General features: G+C 69.6%; 17 protein-coding genes and 1 riboswitch. Of the genes, 9 read left to right on the top strand and 8 right to left on the bottom strand.

All coding sequences use genetic code 11. From position 1 onward, the window contains the following. Together glgX and ACTMTI_RS42235 are read right to left on the bottom strand one after the other, a co-directional pair. Positions 1-2,130, bottom strand: a complete 2,130-nt coding sequence (gene glgX, locus ACTMTI_RS42240) for a glycogen debranching protein GlgX (RefSeq protein ID WP_441126423.1) — start codon at positions 2,128-2,130, stop codon at positions 1-3. A 192-nt stretch (positions 2,131-2,322) separates the two neighbouring features. Then, a complete protein-coding gene (locus ACTMTI_RS42235; protein ID WP_441126422.1) occupies positions 2,323-2,748 on the bottom strand; it encodes an OsmC family protein in 426 nt (141 codons plus the stop codon). Between the two features lie 170 nt (positions 2,749-2,918). On the opposite strand from ACTMTI_RS42235, the gene ACTMTI_RS42230 reads away from it, so the two are divergent. From ACTMTI_RS42230 to ACTMTI_RS42215, 4 genes are all read left to right on the top strand, one after another. Next, the gene (locus ACTMTI_RS42230; protein WP_441126421.1) at positions 2,919-3,479 is read left to right on the top strand and encodes a sigma-70 family RNA polymerase sigma factor; all 561 of its coding nucleotides are present in this window, start codon (positions 2,919-2,921) and stop codon (positions 3,477-3,479) included. Next, complete coding sequence (locus ACTMTI_RS42225; protein ID WP_441126420.1) at positions 3,479-4,369, top strand: maleylpyruvate isomerase family mycothiol-dependent enzyme; 891 nt, start codon at positions 3,479-3,481, stop codon at positions 4,367-4,369. Before ACTMTI_RS42230 ends, ACTMTI_RS42225 begins: the two co-directional genes overlap by 1 nt. Positions 4,370-4,595: 226 nt before the next feature. Further along, positions 4,596-4,928 carry a hypothetical protein gene (locus tag ACTMTI_RS42220; RefSeq protein ID WP_441126419.1) on the top strand — a complete coding sequence of 111 codons (333 nt, stop codon included), beginning with the start codon at positions 4,596-4,598 and terminating at the stop codon, positions 4,926-4,928. A gap of 188 nt (positions 4,929-5,116) precedes the next feature. Next, positions 5,117-5,692, top strand: coding sequence for an HD domain-containing protein (locus tag ACTMTI_RS42215; RefSeq protein WP_441126418.1), 576 nt, complete (start codon positions 5,117-5,119; stop codon positions 5,690-5,692). A gap of 41 nt (positions 5,693-5,733) precedes the next feature. Here ACTMTI_RS42215 and ACTMTI_RS42210 read toward each other — a convergent pair whose 3' ends face one another. Further along, positions 5,734-7,071 (bottom strand): ankyrin repeat domain-containing protein, encoded by a 1,338-nt coding sequence (locus ACTMTI_RS42210; protein WP_441126417.1) that lies wholly within the window; start codon positions 7,069-7,071, stop codon positions 5,734-5,736. A 196-nt stretch (positions 7,072-7,267) separates the two neighbouring features. Here ACTMTI_RS42210 and ACTMTI_RS42205 point away from each other — a divergent pair, with 196 nt between their 5' ends. Further along, positions 7,268-7,993 carry a DUF1707 SHOCT-like domain-containing protein gene (locus ACTMTI_RS42205; RefSeq protein WP_441126416.1) on the top strand — a complete coding sequence of 242 codons (726 nt, stop codon included), beginning with the start codon at positions 7,268-7,270 and terminating at the stop codon, positions 7,991-7,993. A gap of 20 nt (positions 7,994-8,013) precedes the next feature. Here ACTMTI_RS42205 and ACTMTI_RS42200 read toward each other — a convergent pair whose 3' ends face one another. The 4 genes from ACTMTI_RS42200 to ACTMTI_RS42185 form a co-directional block, all read right to left on the bottom strand. Further along, positions 8,014-8,712 (bottom strand): sirohydrochlorin chelatase, encoded by a 699-nt coding sequence (locus tag ACTMTI_RS42200; protein WP_441126477.1) that lies wholly within the window; start codon positions 8,710-8,712, stop codon positions 8,014-8,016. Between the two features lie 59 nt (positions 8,713-8,771). Next, complete coding sequence (locus tag ACTMTI_RS42195) at positions 8,772-9,500, bottom strand: phosphoadenylyl-sulfate reductase (RefSeq protein ID WP_441126415.1); 729 nt, start codon at positions 9,498-9,500, stop codon at positions 8,772-8,774. Positions 9,501-9,636: 136 nt separating this feature from the next. Beyond that, positions 9,637-11,325: a nitrite/sulfite reductase gene (locus tag ACTMTI_RS42190; RefSeq protein ID WP_441126414.1), complete on the bottom strand. Its 1,689-nt coding sequence runs from the start codon at positions 11,323-11,325 to the stop codon at positions 9,637-9,639. A gap of 107 nt (positions 11,326-11,432) precedes the next feature. Next, the gene (locus tag ACTMTI_RS42185) at positions 11,433-11,516 is read right to left on the bottom strand and encodes a putative leader peptide (RefSeq protein WP_311132608.1); all 84 of its coding nucleotides are present in this window, start codon (positions 11,514-11,516) and stop codon (positions 11,433-11,435) included. Positions 11,517-11,758: 242 nt separating this feature from the next. Here ACTMTI_RS42185 and ACTMTI_RS42180 point away from each other — a divergent pair, with 242 nt between their 5' ends. From ACTMTI_RS42180 to glyA, 4 genes are all read left to right on the top strand, one after another. After that, complete coding sequence (locus ACTMTI_RS42180; protein WP_441126413.1) at positions 11,759-12,532, top strand: TIGR03084 family metal-binding protein; 774 nt, start codon at positions 11,759-11,761, stop codon at positions 12,530-12,532. A 42-nt stretch (positions 12,533-12,574) separates the two neighbouring features. Beyond that, positions 12,575-12,949: a YccF domain-containing protein gene (locus ACTMTI_RS42175; RefSeq protein ID WP_441126412.1), complete on the top strand. Its 375-nt coding sequence runs from the start codon at positions 12,575-12,577 to the stop codon at positions 12,947-12,949. 58 nt (positions 12,950-13,007) lie between these two features. Beyond that, positions 13,008-13,946, top strand: coding sequence for a YihY/virulence factor BrkB family protein (locus ACTMTI_RS42170; protein ID WP_441126411.1), 939 nt, complete (start codon positions 13,008-13,010; stop codon positions 13,944-13,946). 44 nt (positions 13,947-13,990) lie between these two features. Further along, positions 13,991-14,073, top strand: a riboswitch (ZMP/ZTP riboswitch). A gap of 1 nt (position 14,074) precedes the next feature. After that, the gene (gene glyA, locus ACTMTI_RS42165; protein ID WP_441126476.1) at positions 14,075-15,349 is read left to right on the top strand and encodes a serine hydroxymethyltransferase; all 1,275 of its coding nucleotides are present in this window, start codon (positions 14,075-14,077) and stop codon (positions 15,347-15,349) included. Between the two features lie 327 nt (positions 15,350-15,676). On the opposite strand, the gene ACTMTI_RS42160 is transcribed toward glyA, so the two are convergent. Beyond that, the gene (locus ACTMTI_RS42160) at positions 15,677-16,981 is read right to left on the bottom strand and encodes a CHRD domain-containing protein (protein ID WP_441126410.1); all 1,305 of its coding nucleotides are present in this window, start codon (positions 16,979-16,981) and stop codon (positions 15,677-15,679) included. Positions 16,982-17,136: the final 155 nt, after the last annotated feature.

The following is a 17,136-nucleotide window of genomic DNA, read 5'->3' as shown; positions in this document are numbered from 1 at the left end:
CTAGGGGGACTTGGGCTTGCGGGGCCGGCGGAGCACCTGCAGGGAGCGCGCCGTGACGGCGACCACGTCGCCCGCGTGCCACACCTCGTCGGCGAAGGCGTCCTCGACCGTGTCGTGGTCGGTGTCGAGCACAGGCAGCCACTCGGTGCCGAATTCCTCACCGGGCAGCGTGAACCGCATGTTCTCGTGGTGGGCGTTGATCAGCAGCAGGAAGGAGTCGTCCACGATCCGCTCGCCCCTGGGCCCGGGCTCGGTGATCGCCTCGCCGTTGAGATAGACCGTGAGCGACTTGGCGTAGCCGATGTGCCAGTCGCCCGCCGTCATCTCCCGCCCGCCCGGCGTGAGCCAGACCAGGTCCCGGTCGCCGTTGTCGGGGTGGCGGCCGTGGAAGAAGCGGCGGCGCTGGAAGACCGGGTGCTCGCTGCGCAGCTTCGACAGCGCGCGCACGAACTCCAGCAGGTCCGACTCCGTGTGCAGCATCGACCAGTCCACCCAGGCCAGCTCGTTGTCCTGGCAGTAGGCGTTGTTGTTGCCGCGCTGGGTGCGGCCGATCTCGTCGCCGTGGGACAGCATCGGCACACCCTGCGACAGGAACAGCGTGGCCAGGAGGTTGCGGCGCTGGCGGCGGCGGAGCCGGACGATCCCGGGGTCCTCGACCGGACCCTCGGCGCCGCAGTTCCAGGAGCGGTTGTCGTTGGTGCCGTCGCGGTTGTCCTCGCCGTTGTCCTCGTTGTGCTTGTGGTCGTAGGAGACCAGGTCGGTGAGCGTGAACCCGTCGTGGCAGGTCACGAAGTTGATCGAGGCGACGGGGCGGCGGCCCGAGGACTCGTAGAGGTCGGCGGAGCCGGTCAGGCGGGAGGCGAACTCGGGGAGGGCGGAATGCGTACCTCTCCAGAAATCTCGCACTATGTCCCGATATTTCCCGTTCCACTCTGTCCACAAAGGCGGGAAATTTCCGACCTGGTAGCCGCCGGGACCGACGTCCCACGGCTCGGCGATCAGCTTGACCTGCGAGATCACCGGATCCTGCTGGATCAGGTCGAAGAACGCGCTCAGCCGGTCCACGTCGTGCAGCTCCCGCGCCAGCGCCGAGGCCAGGTCGAAGCGGAACCCGTCGACGTGCATCTCCAGCACCCAGTAGCGCAGCGAGTCCATGATCAGCTGCAGCGCGTGCGGCGAGCGCACGTTGAGGGAGTTGCCGCACCCGGTGTAGTCGAGGTAGTAGCGCCGGTCGCCGTCGTGCAGCCGGTAGTAGGCCGTGTTGTCGATCCCCCTGAACCCCAGCGTGGGCCCCATGTGGTCGCCCTCGGCCGTGTGGTTGTAGACCACGTCGAGGATGACCTCGATGCCGGCCTCGTGCAGCGCCCGCACCATGGCCTTGAACTCCAGCACCTGCTGCCCCCGCGTCCCCGCGCTGGAGTAGCTCCCGTGCGGCGCGAGGTAGGCCATGGTGTTGTAGCCCCAGTAGTTCGTCAGCCCGCGCGCCACCAGGAAGTGCTCGGGCACGTAATGGTGCACCGGCATCAGCTCGACCGCCGTCACCCCGAGCGACAGCAGGTGGTCGATGATCGCCGGATGCCCCACGGCGGCATATGTGCCCCGAAGGTCGGGCGGAACGTCGGGATGCCGCATGGTGAGCCCGCGCACGTGGGCCTCGTAGATCACGGTCTCGTGGTACGGGATGCGCGGCGGCCGGTCGTTGCCCCACTCGAAGAACGGGTTGACGACGACGTTCTTCGGCATGTAGGGCGCGCTGTCCTCGGTGTTGCGCCTGGAAGGATCGGTGAAGTAGTAGGGGAACAGCGCCTGGTTCCAGGTCAGCTCGCCGTCGATGGCCTTGGCATAGGGGTCCAGCAGCAGCTTGGCCGGGTTGCACCGGTGCCCGCGCCCCGGGTCGTAAGGTCCGTGCACGCGGTAGCCGTAGCGCTGCCCCGGCTGGATGCCCGGCAGGTAGCCATGCCAGACGAAGCCATCCACCTCGGGTAGTTCGACCCGCTCCTCGGTGCCGTCATCGTGAAAAAGGCACAGCTCGACCCGCTCGGCGACCTCGGAGAACACCGAAAAGCTGGTGCCCACGCCGTCCCAGGTGCCGCCGAGTGGATAGGGCTCGCCCGGCCAGACTTCACGCATGTGGCCCAATTGTCGCATGCGAGGGCGCTCTTGGTCTCTCAAGGAGCCGATGCCCTGACCGTCGAGGCACCCTCATGGCGCGATGAGGGCGACGATCGTCCGCCGTGGTCCGCCTTGCCGCTGTTCATGGCGCCCCATCATGGCAGATCGGGGCGCCGCCTGCCTGGCCGCGCCATCACCTGGCGCTCCTGGTCAGAGGAGTTCGGCCTTGAGAGTGATCGTGGTGCCCGCCAGCGCCTTGCTGACGGGGCAGTTCGCCTTGGCGGTTTCGGCGGCCTGCTGGAACTGCTCGGCCGTGATGCCGGGGACGTGCCCCGTCACCGTGAGCGCGATGCCCGTGATGCCCTCACCCGGCTGGAACGTCACGTCGGCGGTGGTCTGCAGCGACTCCGGCGGCGTGCCGGCGCCGGCCAGCCCGTGCGAGAGCGCCATCGAGAAGCAGGACGAGTGAGCGGCCGCGATCAGCTCTTCCGGTGAGGTCTTGCCGTTCGCCGCCTCGGCCCTGGAGGGCCAGGAGACTTCGAACGTGCCGACGCCCGAGGTGTCGAGCGAGACGGTGCCCGAGCCGTCGAGCAGGGCGCCCTTCCACTGGGTGGTGGCGGTGCGTGTGGTGGCCATGGCCGTGTGCTCCCTCCGTTGCGGATTTACGACCCTATCGCCGATATCGCGCCCCCGTGGAGCGCCGGGAAAGGGCGGCGTGTCGGTCATCCAGCTCAACATTTCCGGCGAATAATGACATGCTCAGTTTCGCGGCGCACCCGCCGCCTTGGTCCGGATGGAACGGGAGCGTGGTGCCAGTGGAGGCACCGTACGACGACCGCCTGCTGCACCAGCGGGTGGCCGGCGGCGACGAGTCCGCGCTGGGGGAGGTCTACGACCGGCTCTCCTCGCTGATCTTCGGGCTCTCCCTGCGGGTGACCAGGGACCGGGTGATCGCGGAGGACATCACTCAGGAGGTGTTCCTCGTCTTCTGGGAGCGGCCGCTGGCCTACGACCCGGAGCGCGGCACGTTACGCGCCTGGCTCGCGACGATCGCGCACCGCCGGGCGGTCGACCACGTGCGTGCCGAGGAGCGGCGGCGGGTCTCGGCGCTGGGGCCGCGGTTGTTCGAGCGCGAACCCACCAGGCTGGAGGACACGGTGCTGGCCGCCGACGAGGCCGAACGCGTGCGGCAGGCGGTCACCTCGCTGCCCGACGGCCTCCGGCAGGCGATCGAGTTAGCCTACTTCGGGGGCAGAACATATCGGCAGGTCGGCGAGGAACTCGGCGTGCCCGAGGGCACGGCCAAATCGCGCATCCGGCTGGCCCTGAGGCGGCTGGCGGACGCGCTGGCGGAAGAAGAGGTGTGATGAACCCCGTCGAGCGTCTCTATCTGGACGCGATGATGGAGGACCCGGCGGTGCCGGCTCGATCGTTGCGGCCCCAGCTCCTGGCCGGGGCACGGGCGCGGCGCAGGCCCGCGGCTCCCACCGCCTCCTGGGCGGAGCCGTACGCGGCCCGCGTGGCCGCCATGGACGCGCTGCTGGCCTCGGCCGTCGACGACGACTGGGCGCGCGTCATCGTCGAGGGCTGGACGCTCCAGGAGCTCGTCGCTCATCTGGCCGCCAAGGACGGCCTGCTCGCCGCCTCCGTGGGCGCCCCCGTCCTCGGGCCGCCCCTCGGCGCGACCGACTCGCTGGGCCGTACGAGCGACGTCCAGGCGTACGAGCGGGGCCGCAGCCCCGAGCAGACGAGACGGGACTGGCGCGCCCAGGCCGACGCCCTCTGCCGCCACCTGGCCGGCCTGCCGCCCGCGATGCCCGCCACCCTGGACGGCGTAGAGATCCCGGTGAGCGACCACATCCTCGCCAGGGGCCTGGAGACCTGGATCCACGCCGACGACGCCGCCAGGACGGCCCGGGTCCGCCTGCCGGACCCGATCCCGGAGCACCTCCGGCCGACCGCGGACCTGTGCGCCCGCCTGCTGCCCTGGACCATGCTCTTCTCGGGACTGAACGGCGCCGGCCGCACGCTGCGCCTGACGCTGACCGGCCCGGGCGGCGGCGATTGGCTGATGCCGCTGGGCGTGGAGGAGCGCGAGCCCGGCGAGCCCGACGCCCACATCACCGCGGACGTGGTGAAGTTCTGCTTCCTGCTGGGCGGCAGGGAAGACCCGGTGGACTTTCCCGCCGAGGTGGCCGGCGACCTCGCCCTGGCCAGGGACGTCCTGACCACGGCCCCCGCACTGTCCGGCCCCTGACGCCCGCCCCGGCACGATGAGCCCGTTCCCGCCATCGGCGCCAACAAGAAGAAAATCGTTGTTTGACGATCCCCTCAATGTGACCCCTGTGATTTGGTGTGTTGTTGAGGTGTGGGGAGTTAAGTGTGATTCTTCGCATGGGTACGTCTGCTCCTGTCCGGCGCCCGGCCAGATTCCGGGCGCGGCGCCGGATCAGCGGTCGATCTATCCATGAATGGAAAATCGAATGCACCTCAATACCGAAAGTCGGCGAGCGCGCACGCTCAGCCTCGGGCGTGTCGCCACATTCGTCCTGGCCGCCGCCGCCGGGGCCGTGCTCCTTCCCGCCGGTCAGGGCGTGGCCGGCGCGAGTTCCACCACCACGACCGGCGTCTCGTACGCCTCGCACGAGACGCCGCCGCTGCACTGCACGTCGATATACACCTGCGGGCACAGCTGGTGGGCGCACCGCCGGTGGCATCACCCCCACGGCTGGAGCCACAGGTACCCCGACTGGCGCTACAGGCATCACGACGGAACGGTGGGGGCGCCCTGGCGCCACCACGGAGACCACTCCTAGCCGTTCCGCCGATGACAAATACCGCGGCCGTCGAACCGGCCGCGGTATTTGTCGAAATATGCGTTATTCGCCAGGGTTTTCTGCTCTGCGCCGGCGCGTCCGCAGGCCCCGCGCCGGGGGGCATCCTCAGCGGAATCCGGAACCGTCGTTTAAGCTCTTAGGCCCTGCATGACGAGAGGGGGGTCCTCGTGACGGGCGATGAGACGGGACTGGCGGGGCTGCTGTACGAGTTCGGGCTGCTCAAGCGCTACAAGCGCACGGGGTGGCTCGTCGCGGGCGTGCGCGACCCGGAGAGCGTCGCCGAGCACTCCTTCCGCGCAGCGATCATCGCCGGGGTGATCGCCAAACTCGAAGGCGGAAATCCGGAGCGGGCCGCGTTCATGGCCCTGTTCCACGACACGCAGGAAACGCGCATCACCGACATCCCCTACATCGGCAAGCGCTACCTCCAGGCGGCGCCCAACGAGCAGGTCACCGCCGACCAGGTGCGGGGCGTCCCCGAGCCGGTGGCGAGCATGGTCCGCAACGCGGTGGCCGAATACGAGGAGAAGGCCAGCATCGAGGCCGTCTGCGCGCGGGACGCCGACAAGCTCGAATGCCTCATCCAGGCCGTGGAGTACCGCGAGCAGGGGCACCGCAACATCCAGGGCTGGATCGACAGCTCGCTCGCCGCCATCACGACCACGACGGGCAAGCGCCTGGCGGAGGAGGCGCTGCGCACGGGAACCCTGGACTGGGTCACCCAGGTGCTCAACGGCGACTGAGGCCCTGGAAGGGGCACACCCCGGCAGAGCGCGCCCCTCGGCTACTCCTGGGTGACCAGGCCCCTGGCGTACTCGTCGTCACTCTCCGCCAGCACCCGCGCGGCCCCTTGCTCGGCCCTGGCGTCACCGCGCACGGCGAGCCCGCGGGTGGCCTCGGCCACGGTGGTCAGGTCCGAGTCGCCGAGCCGGTCCGCGAGGGCCTCCCTGATCCGCGGCGTGTCTGCAGTCAGGCCCGCGAGCCCCGCGGTGGCCCAGTCGCGCACCTCGGCGTCCTCGTCCCGGGACATCTCGATCAGCAGCGACAGGCCCTCCTCGTGGTCCGGCGGCAGCACGTCGGCCAGCGCGATCGGGTCCGTCGACGTGCGCTTGTGGCCCGGCCGGCCGATGATGTCCAGGACGGCCGGCAGCGCCCGCGGGTCGCCCTGGTGGCCGAGCGCGGCCAGCACCGAGCGCAGCACCTGCGGGTTGCTCTCCGTGGTGACCATCTTGAGCAGCAGCGGGAGCGTGCGCTCCACGTACGGCTTCTCGCCTTCGGCGAACCCGAACTGGGCGATCGCGTCCACGCCGAACTCCCGCTCCCTGGCGTCCTCGCTCACGCACAGCGCGACCAGCGCCTCGAACGTCTCGTCGTCGGCCCGCTTGCCCAGCGTGTCGGCGATGATCCACCAGGTCTCGGCGTCCTCGTCGATGTCGCGGTGGGCCACGGCCCGCGCCACGAGCTCGTCCACCGGCGTGTAGACGCCCCCCGCCTCCTCCAGCAGCGTCGCGACGGCGGCGTGGCCGCGCTGGGCCTGGACCTGCTCGGTCTGCGAGCCGTCGGGCGCCCGCCCGGTCACCGTGACCAGCTCGGTGCCGTCCTTGGCGTACTGGCGGGTCACGACGTACTCCCAGCCCTCCTGCTCGCTCTGGTCGAGCAGGGCGCTCTCCAGGTGTACGCCCACCCAGGAGGCGGCGATGTCGAGCGGCGTGTCGCCGTCGCCGTCGAACTTCTCGTGGTCGGCACCCGCGCTCAGCAGTTCCCGCACCGCGCCGAGCGCGCCACGCCTGGCCGCCAGCGTGAGCGGGGTGTCGCCGGCGTCGTTGGCCGCGTCCACGTCGGCGCCGGCCTCGATCAGCAACCTGGCGGTGGGGGCGTGGCCGTTGGCGGCCGCCCAGAGCAGCGCCGTCCAGCCGCCGGACTCCCGCCCGTTGACGTCGGCACCGGCCGCCAGCAGCGTTTTGGCGACCTCGTGGCGGTCCCAGGCGGCGGCCGCGCACAGCGGCAGCCCTTCCTCCTCGCCCTCGCTCGGCCTGTTCGGGTCGGCGCCACTGGCGAGCAGCTTGCCCACCGTCTCGGTCTCGCCGTTCAACGCCGCGCGGTAGAGCTGTTCCTCATGCATGACAGGGACCCTAGCTTGGTCCGGCCGCGCCCCGGGCCAAGCTAGGGCCATGTCATCAATTGGTACGCGCCCCGCCCCCGGAACGGTTCAACGGCCTGCATGGTTCGAGGTATGACATTTTTCCTCTCAGAGGCATGACATGTTTCCTCCCAGAGGAGGAGATTCAAATCACGCCAAGACGCGATATGTTGCGACTATGACTGATCCCGGGGGCGTCCGCGCGTCGGACGCCGAGCGCGAGGCCGTCGTCGAGCAGCTCCGTGTCGCCTCGGTGGAGGGCAGGCTCACGCTCGCCGAGCTGACCGACCGCACGGAGGCCGCCTACACCGCCACCACGCACGCCGAGCTGGCCATGCTCACCCAGGACCTGCCCGCAGGGGCCATGACCGCGCCGGCCGCCCCCGTCCCCGCCCGCGAGGGCCGGAAGCGGCGCTGGTTCGTGGGCATCATGGGTGACTCCAAGCGGCGCGGGAGCTGGCAGATCGACCAGGAGCTCGGCGCGGTCGCCGTGATGGGGGACGTGCTGCTCGACCTGCGCGAGGCCGAGGTGCGCACGGACATGGTCGACATCACGGCCGTCTCCGTGATGGGCAACGTGAAGATCATCGTGCCGGACGGGGTCAACGTGGACCTCGACGGGGTGGCCATCATGGGCGACAAGAAGGTGGACGTGCTGGAGGCGGCCCCCGGCATGAACGTGCCGGTGGTCCGGGTGCACGCCTACGCCGTGATGGGCGACGTCAAGGTGATCGGCGACTCGCGGGCGCAGCCGCTGAAGCGCGGGTTCGCGGCCTGGCGCGAGCACTGGCGGCAGCTGCACGGCGAGGACTGGCGGGAGCTGGGCAGGCAGCTCCGCTCGGAGGGCCGGGAGCTGCGCAGGCAGTTGCGCGACGAGCGCAGGGACTACAGGCGCGGCTATTGAGGACCTGAGCCGGTCCCGTCTCAGACCGCGAGCGGGACCGGTCGCCGCTGCGCCGCCTCGTAGCGTTCCAAGAGCACGTCCACCAGCTCCGGCGCCGCTCCGAGCACGTCGGACACGACGGCGGCGCCCGCCTTCAGCGCGCCGCGGCGGACCTTGTCGGCGAAGTAACCGGGAGCCAGCAGGTACGGGGCGACGACCACCCTCGGCGCGCCCGCCCGTACCAGCTCCGCGACCGCCTGCTCGGGCGAAGGGCCGGCGGCGGAGGCGTAGGCCGCCGTCACCGACCACCAGCCGGTGCGCCGCCACTCCCGCGCCATCCCCGAGATCACCGCGTTGGCCCTGGCGTCGCTCGACCCCGCGGACACCAGCACCACCGCCGTGTCCGGGTCGCCTGGCCGCACGCCCGCCTCGGCCAGCCGCCGCTCCAGCGCGGCCCGCAGCAGCGGGTGCGGCCCCAGGGTGGCGCCGTAGTGCACGCGCAGGCGCGGCTCGCGCGCCCGTACCTCGTTCAGCGCCGCCGGCAGGTCCACCCGGCTGTGGTAGGCCTCGGTGAGCAGCAGCGGCAGCACGACGGCCTCCTCCAGGCCGCTGAGCGCCTGGGAGAGCGTGGGGGCGCAGTGGTCCAGGTAGGCGACGCGGACGTCGCAAGGCACCTGCCGGAGCAGCGCGGCCACGGTGGCGGCGGCACGCGGATCGCGAGATCCGTGCGCCACCGCCACCAGTGGCACGCGACCGGGGGTCGTCCCGCCTGCCAACGGGACGGGTCCCCTCCCGGGGATCACAGGTGAATGCCGCATTCGACCTTCCCCAGGCCCGCCCAGCGCCCGCTGCGCGGATCCTCTCCCTCCGCGACCTGCCGCGTGCACGGCGCGCAGCCGATCGAGGGGTAGTTGTCATAGTGCAACGGGTTGATCAGCACCCCGTTGTCGGCGATGTAGTTGTCGACGTCCTCCTGCGTCCAGGCCGCGATCGGGTTGACCTTGACCATCTGCCGCTTGGCGTCCCACTCGACGACCCTGGTGCTCGTCCGGCTGGACGACTCGTCGCGGCGGATGCCGGAGATCCACGCCAGGTACGGCTCCAGCGCCCGGTTCAGCGGCTCCACCTTGCGCAGGAAGCAGCACAGGTCCGGGTTGCGGCCGAACAGTCGCGGGCCCAGGTCGCGATCCTGCTCGGCGACCGTGCGCGACGGCTTGATGTCGATCACGTTGACGTCGTAGACCTGCCGCACCGCGTCCCGCGTGCCGATCGTCTCGGCGAAGTGGTAGCCGGTGTCGATGAACAACACGTCCACGCCGGGCTTGACCCTGCTGACCAGGTCGATGAGAAGGGCGTCGCTCATTGAGGACGTCAGGCAGAGCCGGTCCCCGAACGTCGCCGCCGCCCAGCGGATGATCTCGCGGGCCGGGGCTCCCTCCAGGAAGGTCGCGGCGGACTCGACGATGTCCTGCAGGTCGAGTGCGCCACGTTGCTCTCTTAGACCGACCTCGATATCGACCAGCGTCATATCTTCACTCCGATTCCAAGAAATTTCAGCTTGAAGGCACGAGCGCAGGCGCGGCAGTACCAGCCGCCGTCCCCTTCATAGGGTTCGAGGTCCTCGTCACCGCAGTAGGGGCAGTGGAAGGGAACCGCTCGCGTGGTCATTTCAGGTCCGCCTCGTCCGCTCGCTGCACCCAGTCGGCGAACGACTCGCCTTCCTTCTTCTGGGCGTCATAGTTCTTCACGACGCGTTCCACGTAGTCGGGCAGCGCCTTGGCGGTGGTCTTCAGGCCGCGTACTTTCCTGCCGAAGCCGGGGTTGACGCCCAGCGAGCCGCCCAGGTGGACCTGGAAGCCCTCGACCTGGTCGCCGTTGTCGTCCACGACCAGCTGGCCCTTGAGGCCGATGTCGGCCACCTGGATGCGGGCGCAGGAGTTGGGGCAGCCGTTGACGTTGATGGTCAGCGGCTCGTTGAAGTCCGGCAGCCGGCGCTCCAGCTCGTCGATGAGGTGGGCGGCGCTGGCCTTGGTCTCGACGATGGCCAGCTTGCAGTATTCGATGCCGGTGCACGCCATCGTCTGGCGCCGGAACGTGGACGGCTTGACCTGCAGGTCGTTGGCCTCCAGCTCGGCGACGATCGAGTCGACCCGCTCCGGGGCGATGTCGAGGATGACCATCTTCTGCTCGACCGTGGTACGCACCCTGGCGGAGCCGTGGCGCTCGGCGATGTCGGCGATCAGGTGCAGCTTGTCGCCGTCGAGCCGGCCCACCTTGGGCGCGAAGCCGACGTAGAAGTTGCCGTCCTTCTGCGGGAAGACGCCGACGTGGTCGCGGCGGCTGCCGCGCGGCAGCTCAGGGGCGGGCCCGTCGGGCAGAGGCGCCTTGAGGTATTCCTGTTCGAGAACTTCACGGAATTTCTCGGCGCCCCAGTCGTTGACCAGGAACTTGATCCGCGCGCGGTGGCGCAGCCGCCGGTAGCCGTAGTCGCGGAAGATCCCGATCACGCCGCCGTACACGTCGGCCGCCTGCTCCGGCTTGACGAACACGCCGATCCGCTTGCCGAGCATCGGGTTCGTGGACAGGCCGCCGCCCACCCACAGGTCGTAGCCCACCTCGCCGTGCTCGTTGACCACGCCGACGAACGCCACGTCGTTGATCTCGTGCACCGTGCAGTGCGCCGGGCAGCCGCTCAGCGCCGACTTGAACTTGCGCGGCAGGTTGGAGTATTCGGGGTTGCCGATGAACTGCTCGTTGATCGCCTTGATCTGCTCGGTGGCGTCCAGCACCTCGTCGGAGTCGATCCCGGCGAGCGGGCAGCCCAGGATCACGCGCGGGGTGTCACCGCACGCCTCGGTGGTCGACAGGCCCACGGCCTCCAGACGCTCCCAGATGTCCGGCACCGACTCGATCTCGATCCAGTGGAGCTGGACGTTCTGGCGGTCGGTCAGGTCGGCGGTGCCGCGGCCGTACTCGTTGGAGATGTCCGCGATCGCGCGCAGCTGGGCCAGGTCGAGCTGGCCGCCGTCGATGCGCACGCGCAGCATGAAGTAGCGGTCGTCCAGCTCCTCCGGCTCCAGGATCGCCGTCTTGCCGCCGTCGATGCCGGGCTTGCGCTGGGTGTAGAGGCCGTACCAGCGCATGCGGCCACGTAGGTCGGCCGGGTCGATCGAGTCGAAGCCGCGCTTGGAATAGATGTCGATGATGCGCTGGCGGACGTTGAGGCCGTCGTCGTTCTTCTTGTTCTCTTCGTTCTTGTTGAGCGGCTCCCGGTAACCGAGAGCCCACTGGCCTTCGCCGCGCGGGCGCTTGTGGTGCCGGCTGGCAGGAGTGCGGCTGGCAGGGGTGCTCATTGCGCGTCCTTCGGATCATGAACGCGCGCATGATTCCTCTGGCCTCATCATCGAGGGGCAGGGTGGAGAGGAGGATTGCGACGCGCTCAGCGGCAGAAAAGATGGTGTTAGCGGGCGTCGCAACAGATGGCACTGCGGACACGCTGAAGGTCGACGTGGCGTCGACCGACGAGCATGGGGTCCGCTGGCATGCTCTGAAGATACCCTGGCCGTCCGAGATGTCCAAGACAGGGTCCAGAGTGTGGGACTGTCCGATCCTGATCAGCCCTGGCGCGGCCAGCCGAGCTTCGAATCCTTGGGCTGCTCCGCGGTCTTGTGCTGGCAGTCGCACCAGGATCCGCCGCGGCAGTCCTCGTGACGTTTGTGCTTGCAGCTCTCGCAGATCACCTCTGCATTATTCTCCTAGAACGTTGTTCGGGTTAGGCTGGCGCGTGTGGATCTCATGGCGGAGCTGCTCGACGATCTCCGGGCCGAGACCGCGTCCTTCGAGACGCTGCTCCGGCCTCTGCGCGACGAGGACTTCGAACTGGCCACGCCCGCGGAAGGATGGGCGATCCGGGATCAGGTGAGCCATCTGGCCTGGTTCGACGACGCGGCCGCGCGCGCCGCCACCGACCCGGACGGCTTCCACGCCTCGCTCGCGGGCTTCCGGTCGGTCGATGATCTCGCAATCGAGGCTCGGGGGATGCCGCCCGCCGAGTTGCGCGCCTGGTTCCGCGGGGCCCGCGCCCGCAGCCTGGCGGCGTTCGCCGGGCTGGCCGCGCGTGACCGGGTGCCGTGGTTCGGGCCGGCGATGTCGGCCGCCTCCTTCGTCACCGCGCGGCTGATGGAGACCTGGGCCCACGGCCAGGACGTGGCCGACGCGCTCGGCGTCGTCAGGGAGCCGACGGCCCGGCTGCGGCACGTGGCGACGATCGGGTTCCGCGCCCGTTCCTACAGCTTCGCCGTGCGCGGCCTGCCCGAGCCGGCCGAGCCGGTGCGTGTGGAGCTGACCATGCCCGACGGGAGCCTCTGGACGGCGGGGCCTGACGACGCGGCCAGTGCCGTACGTGGTCCGATGCTCGACTTCTGCCTGGTCGTCACCCAGCGCGGCCACCTCTCCGACACCGCGCTGGAGTTGACCGGGGAGCCCGTGCGGTCCTGGATGGAGATCGCCCAGGCGTTCGCCGGACCCCCAGGAAAGGGACGAGAGCCGAGATCAGGGTAAATTCAGGGACGCATCCGGCACGCGCGGTGACATGCTGTAAGCATGAGAACGATTCTGAACGTCATTTGGCTGGTCTTCGCGGGGATCTGGCTGGCCTTGGGATATGCGCTGGCCGGGGTCATCTGCTGCATTCTGATCATCACGATCCCGTTCGGCATCGCCTCTTTCAGGATCGCCGCGTACGCGCTGTGGCCGTTCGGCAGGACCGTGGTCCGCGATCCGGACGCCGGGGTGTTCTCTCTGGCCGGCAACATCATCTGGTGCTTGGTCGCGGGCATCTGGCTGGCCATCGGCCATGTCGTCACCTCGATCCCGCTGTTCATCTCCGTCATCGGCATCCCGATGGGCGTCGCGAACATCAAGATGATCCCCGTTTCCCTTCTTCCTCTGGGTGCGCGCATCGTGGACAACGCCTAGGGCAGTTCAAACGGACGTAAGCTGTGCCGAAGAGTCACTGCGAATACCGTTGGGTGCCATGACGTCCACCGATGCGCCGTCCCGGCCGAAGAGGGGTCTCGCCTCCAACGCCCGGGCGAGGTTGAGCTGGGTGCTCGACACGAAGTCGTGGGCGATCGTCCGCGCGGCCACGAACGCCGGCGTCACCTACCGGGTGACCGGTCTGGCGGGCGAGGCGGCGTTCTTCGCGCTGCTGTCGCTGCCGCCGTTCGTGCTGGGCCTCATCGGCGTGCTCGGCAAGCTCGGCACCTGGCTGGGACCCACCGTGGTCACGCAGGTGAAGACGTGGGTGATCGAGCAGGCCGGGCTGCTGTTCACCGAGGACGCGGTGAACAAGGTGATCAACCCGCTCCTCGTCGACGTCCTCAGCGACGACGCCGGCAAGGTGTCGATCATCTCGCTGGGCTTCCTGCTGTCGCTCTGGTCCGGCTCCCGGGCGCTCTATGTGTACGTGGACCTCATCTCCGTCGCCTACGGCCTGGGCGAGGAGCGCGGCATCATCCGCACCAGGCTCATGTCGTTCGGCCTCTACATCGTGGGCCTGGTCATCGGGATCATCGTCATGCCGATCCTGATCATCGGGCCGACGCTGCTCAAGGACACGCTGCCCGGTGAATACGGCGTTCTCGTCGACATCCTCTACTGGCCGGTCGTGATCGTCGGCTCGGTGCTGTTCCTGACCGTGCTCTACCACGTCAGCGTGCCGGTCAGGACCAAGTGGTACCGCGAGCTGCCCGGGGCGATCCTGGCGTTGTTCCTGTGGATCGTCTGCGCCGCGGTGCTGCGGGCCGTGCTGGCCGCGTGGTTCTCGCCCGTCTCCGTCTACGGCTCGCTGGCGGCGCCCATCGCGTTGCTGCTCTGGCTCTACATCACGGCGCTGGCGGTGCTGATCGGGGCCATCCTCAACGCCGAGGTCGATCGGCTCTGGCCGGGCGTGAGCCGCACCGCCCCCGCGTGACCTGCTCGGACCGAGAGCTGGGTCCTGCCGCATCCGCTATCGTCTAGAGCAGACGCGACTGGCGCATTGGGTGGGACCGACCACCGGGGAGCGAAAGGAGCGGAGGCCGTGCGCCTGGGTCTTCGCAGATCGTCAATGATGACAGGAGAGTCATGAGTTCTCTCGCTAGCGTCGACCCGCAGATCGCCGATCTCATCAAGGCGGAAGAGCGTCGCCAGGCCGACACGGTCAAGCTCATCGCGTCGGAGAACTACGTGTCCAAGGCCGTGCTGGAGGCCACCGGCACCGTGCTGACGAACAAATACTCCGAAGGCTACGCGGGCAAGCGCTACTACGAGGGCCAGCAGGTCATCGACCAGATCGAGACCGTGGCCGTCGAGCGCGCCAAGTCCCTGTTCGGCGTCAACCACGCCAACGTCCAGCCCTACTCCGGCTCGCCCGCCAACCTCGCCGTCTACATGGCGTTCCTGCAGCCCGGCGACACCGTGATGGGCATGGGCCTGCCGTTCGGCGGCCACCTCACCCACGGCTGGTCGGTCTCGGCCACCGGCAAGTGGTTCAACCCGGTCCGCTACGGCGTACGCAAGGACACCGGCCGCATCGACCTGGACGAGGTCAGGAAGCTCGCGCTGGAGCACCGGCCGAAGCTGATCTTCTGCGGCGGCACCGCGATCCCGCGCACCATCGACTTCGAGGGCTTCGCCTCGATCGCCCGCGAGGTCGGCGCCGTGCTGGCCGCCGACATCGCCCACATCGCCGGCCTGGTCGCGGGCGGCGCGCACCCGTCCCCGGTCGGCCACGCCGACGTGATCTCCACGACCACCCACAAGACGCTGCGCGGCCCGCGCGGGGCCATGCTCATGGCCACCAGCGACGAGCACGCCGCGGCGCTCAACAAGGCCGTCTTCCCCGGCCTGCAGGGCGGCCCGCACAACCACACCACCGCCGCCATCGCCGTCGCGCTCCGAGAGGCCTCCACCGAGGAGTTCAAGGCCTACGCCCACCAGGTCGTCGCCAACGCCAAGGCCCTGGCCGACGAGCTGGCCTCGCGCGGGTTCGACCTGGTGTCCGGCGGCACCGACAACCACCTGATCCTGCTGGACCTCACGCCCAAGGGCATCGGCGGCAAGCCGGCCGCCCAGGCGCTCGACCGCGCGGGGCTGGAGACCAACTACAACACGGTGCCGTTCGACACCCGTAAGCCGTTCGACCCGTCGGGCATCCGCATCGGCACGCCGTCCGTGACCTCCCGCGGGATGGGGGAGGCCGAGATGCGGCAGATCGGCGCCTGGATGGACGAGGTCGTCACCGCGCTCGCCAAGGGGGATGCCGAGGACGTCATCGCGCGCGTCCACCACGAGGTCAGCGAGCTCACGGCGCAGTTCCCCGCGCCTGGTCTTTAAAAGCTTTTCCATTTTTTACGGCGGTGCCAAGGAGGCGCCATCCGCCGTGCGGGGCTGAGGGCCTCCAGGGTGACGCCCTCTGACCCGCACGGGGCCGGCCGCCGCAACGGCGTTCTCTTCACCCGGTCCGTGGTCACCCGGAGCCGTGGTTCCTCTTGACAGAGCGCCCCGCCGCACGGCTCCGTGTGCGGCGGGGCGCTTGTCGCGACTGGGGTGCCGGAGTTCCCCGTCGCGGGGGCCGGTCGGCTGCCCGGGGGACTGGGTGCCGGGCCGGCCCTGGGATGGCCTGCCGGGCGACGGGACCGAATCGTCGCCCGGTCTGCGGCCTCAGCCGAGGAAGATGTAGTCGGTTCCGTACGGGACCTTGGCCTCTGTGCCGGGGGCGCAGGTTCCCGCGGGAGCCACGCCGCCCTTGGTGTTGAGGCGCAGGATCTGGGTGGTGTGGGCCAGCAGGCCATGGTCCGCGCCTGCCTGGGTGGCGTCCAGCATCAGCTCGGGGATGTTGCCCTCGCCGTTGGGGGTCCTGGTGACGACCGCGCCGCGTACCGCGCTGCCGTCAGGGGCGATCCACTGGGGCGGGCCGGAGCCAGGGGTCACGAACGAGTGGTCGATGCCGCGCCGCAGCTTGGCCGTCACGCCGAGCTGGGTGAAGGCGTAGCCGCCCGAGGGCTGCTGGGTGCAGGAGTAGATCTGCTCGCCGCGCAGCACGTCGGCCGTGAGGGCGCGCGGGTGGGTGAACGGCTCGGCGGACAGCCGGCCCCGTACCGCGCCGCCGTCGAAGTCGGCGGTGTGCAGGTTCGTGTAGTAGCCGGCCGGGTTCGCGGAGATCCGCTTGGCGACCTTGGAGGGGACCGGCGTCACCCCCGCGACGCCGGTCACGTTCTCCGGGAGGGCGCCCGCGAACAGGTCCGCGACCACGGGGCCGGTCTTGCCGTCGGCGCCCTTGTGCACGTGCCCGCCGGTCACCGGGCCGAGTCCGGACCAGTGGGCGGTGTAGGCGATCGACGCGCCGTCGGGGCGCAGCCACCAGGTCGCCTGACCGTCCGGGTCGCCGCGGTTCTTGCCGTCGTTCTCCTGGGTCTCCTGCGCCGCGTCGGCGCGTGCGGAGAGCGTGGCCTGGTCGCTGTCGTGCAGCACCCCGTTGAGGTCGACGGGCTTGCTCAGCCGGTGGAACTGGCCGCGTACCGCGCCCTTGGGGTGCGCGGCGTCGTGCAGGTTGGCGTAGAAGCCGCCGGGATCGCCGAGGAGCGACTCGACCAGCTCGGGGTCGGCCTTGACGGTGCCGGTGACGCCGTGCGCGGTTCTGGGCAGCGGCTTGGCGAAGAACTCCAGCTTCACCTCGCCGTTGACGCCCTTGGCGCCGGCGTGCACGTGACCGGCGGCAGGCGCGCCGATCTTGCTCCATCGGGCCGCGAACGTGACCTCGGTCCCGCTGATCTTGAGCACGACCGTCGAACGCCCGTCGGCGTCGCCCGCCGTACCCACCTCGTTCGCGCCACGCAGCCCGGCCGCGAGATAGACGTCGTCACCGGAGGCTTGTGCCGGTGCGGGGCCGGCCAGCAGGGCGGCAGCGGCGAGGAACGCACCTGAAATAACGAAATTTCGGATGTTTTGGATCTTACGGATAGACATGATGAAACCTCTTAAAAGGCTTGATATTCCGGTTGGTACGGCAAGCAGTACGCGCCGGAGCACGGAACGGTTCAACCAGATTTATCCGTAAATTTCCACACAACGAAGAAGGCGTGAAAAGCCCTCCCACCAGCGGCGGGAGGGCTCGGAAAGCG

The organism is Nonomuraea sp. H19 (genome assembly GCF_052068215.1).
Lineage (GTDB): Bacteria > Actinomycetota > Actinomycetes > Streptosporangiales > Streptosporangiaceae > Nonomuraea.
The sequence above is the reverse complement of the archived record's forward strand: the minus strand, read 5'-3'. Positions and strand labels throughout refer to the sequence as shown.